We start from the raw sequence: 2,728 nt of genomic DNA on the forward strand, positions 1-2,728 counted from the left end.
TAATTCAACAGGTTCCTCAATTTACATACCATATCTACCATGTTTTGTCAATATCTAATACTGTACCGATGCCCTAGCTCATAGAAAGATTTGGGGGAATTTGGCAAACTGAGAGTAAGGTTAAATAGGAGGTCAATTTTATGACCGATATTGCTCTCGATTTTAAGACTGCACCGGGCCATGAAGTGCTGGCGGCGGCTGGCAAGAAAATGCTGAGGCCGGGGGGAAAAGCTGCTACGGAAATGTTGTTTGAATGGGCGAATTTTCAAGCGGGCGAAACTGTTTTGGAGTTGGCTGCTAGTTTTGGATATAGTTCGATCGCCCTTGCTGAACGTTTTGGCGTAAAAGTAGTGGGAGTTGAGAAAAATCCCGACAGTGTGGCGCGCGCTCGTGCTAACGTTGCAGCAGCGGGTTTGAGCGATCGAGTGGAAATTGTGGAAGGAGATATTTTTCACTTGGATCGGATTTCCCAACAGTTTGATTGGGTGTTGGCTGAAGCTATCCTGACGATGCAGTCGCCGTCGGGGAAAGCTAAAATTGTATCGGGAATTAACGATCGGCTAAAACCGGGCAGCAAGTTTCTTTCTCACGAACTTTTAGCTAAAAACCGAGAATCGGAAATTCACAAAGCTTTATCAAAAGTGACTCGGGCTAATTCAACGCCTTTGTCTGAGTCTGGCTGGATTGCTGTTTGCCAAAACGCGGGTTTGCAAGTAGAAAAGTGTGAAACCGGGGCGATGGGACTCCTCAACTTGCCGCGAATGGTTGAAGACGAAGGTTTTGTGGGTACTGTGCGGATTTTGTGGAATGTTCTAAGTAAATCGCAAATTCGCGATCGCATCTTAGCAATGCGTCGAGTTTTCCAGCATTACCAACAGGATTTAGGTTACATCATCATCTGTGCCAAAAAACAATCTTAACGGAGTCAACATTTATGACGGCTACTCTTTTACCGCTACAATCTTCAGCTATTCAACTCCGAGAAGCAATTGAATATCCCGCCGCCGGAGTGTCGAGCAAAATTTTAATCAAAGACAATAATTGCCAGTACAATTTACTTTGTCTGGCTGCTGGTAGCGAGGTTTCAGAACACTCTTCTGCACGAAATGCCACAGTTAATGTAATCGAAGGAAAGGGAATTTTGACTCTAGAAGGCAAAGATATTGTCTTGGAACCGGGGGTGTTTCTTTTCATGCCCGCCCGCGCTTCTCACGCTTTGAAAGCTGAGTCAAATTTGGCGTTTATCTTGACATTTTCTGAAGCTCATTAATCCCAGAAATATTGCTGTAGATACTGTCTTGACCTGTCAAGGGGTCGCGAGTAAATAATTTGGGTCGAAAGGCTTTTGGGACTTTAAAATACCAAAAGCCAAATGTACCAATTTCCGCATCAAAGCACCAATCACCTGCATTTTCACCTTACCACGACCCAATAATCGTTCGCTCATCGCTTTTAACAAAGGATTGTGACGCATTGCCACTACCGCTGGCATATACAATGCCTTTCGCAGTCGGACGTTTCCGGTACAAGACAAACGAGTTTTGCCCTTAACCGAAGTCCCAGAAGTGCGTTCGCTCGGAGTTAATCCGGCATAGGCTGCTAATTGACGAGCATTATCGTAATCAGAAACCTCACCAATTTCAGCTAATAATATAGAAGCTGTTAAATCGCCAATGCCAGGAATTGAGGTTAACAGCTCGCGCTGTTGTTTTAAGTGTGGGTGTTGGTCAAAATGGTCACTAATCAATTTTTTGATTAGTTGTTGTTGCTGCTTGAGATATTCCAAATGTTCCCGGGTGAGGGCAGCAACTGTTGGCGTAGCTGTCTCCAAACGGTTTTGTTCACAAGTCATCATTTCTGTGACTGATTCGAGCCGCCGTAACAGAGCTTGTAATTCCTTGACTTCGGGCGCAGTAGGTGTCCATAATGATGGTTTCATTGCCGCACAAAAACGGGCAATTAATGCTGCATCTACGGAGTCTGTTTTAGTTCTCAAAAGTTCGCTTTTAGCAAAGCCTTTAATCCGGGCTGGATTCACGATACTTACCTGAAAGCCTCCCCCATAGAGGAATTCGGCTAAGGCTTCTCCATAAATGCTAGTAGCTTCCATACAAGCATGGAGTTCGACTACATTTTGTTGTTTGAGCCAGTTATGCAAACTGTCAAACCCTTGAATATTGTTCGTAAATTTTCTGGGTTTAGTCGCACGAGTTTCGGTCAGTAATGAGACATAAAAGTCTTTTTTACTGATGTCTATGCCTAAGACTGTTGGTGTCATTTTTGGTCCCCGATTTACTCCGATTTATGAAAGAACGTGACAGGCAATAATTAACTAACCTTGTGAATGCAGGCTTTCCCGACAATGCCGAGAGCCGTATATACTGTCCAGCTTGGTGCGCCTGTCATCAGTAATGTCCGCTTATCTACACAACAGACTTGTTTAGTCTAAGGGGCGGGCCAACTTCACCGATTTCTGATGTTCTTAAGGATCACTTTCGGCTGTTACAGAACCATATGTACGAAACTTTCCTTGTTTCTTTAGATTCACGCATTGACAAAATAACCAAACAATGCATTGATAAATATGGGTCGTCTAACTTTTTAGGTATCGGACAATGAGAAAAATAACTAAACCCTCGACAGCACAATGTAATAGACCTCTTGCAAAATAGTTTTATGATATAATGGAAAGTTTTGCTGAGAGTTGATTGAATCCCAACTCTTAAGT

Annotated in this window: 3 protein-coding genes; 2 read left to right on the forward strand and 1 reads right to left on the reverse strand. The window is 43.4% G+C overall.

The genetic code is table 11. From position 1 onward, the window contains the following. Positions 1-140 precede the first annotated feature (140 nt). Positions 141-920: an SAM-dependent methyltransferase gene (locus tag QUA02_RS33160; protein ID WP_333033972.1), complete on the forward strand. Its 780-nt coding sequence runs from the start codon at positions 141-143 to the stop codon at positions 918-920. Positions 921-934: 14 nt separating this feature from the next. Then, the gene (locus QUA02_RS33165; RefSeq protein ID WP_333033974.1) at positions 935-1,270 is read left to right on the forward strand and encodes a cupin domain-containing protein; all 336 of its coding nucleotides are present in this window, start codon (positions 935-937) and stop codon (positions 1,268-1,270) included. Positions 1,271-1,306: 36 nt separating this feature from the next. Here the strand turns inward: QUA02_RS33165 and QUA02_RS33170 are convergent, their stop codons facing one another. Beyond that, positions 1,307-2,278 carry a transposase gene (locus QUA02_RS33170; RefSeq protein WP_333033975.1) on the reverse strand — a complete coding sequence of 324 codons (972 nt, stop codon included), beginning with the start codon at positions 2,276-2,278 and terminating at the stop codon, positions 1,307-1,309. Positions 2,279-2,728 lie beyond the last annotated feature (450 nt).

The organism is Microcoleus pseudofavosus SVA1_A4 (assembly GCF_036700565.1).
Classification (GTDB): domain Bacteria; phylum Cyanobacteriota; class Cyanobacteriia; order Cyanobacteriales; family Microcoleaceae; genus Microcoleus.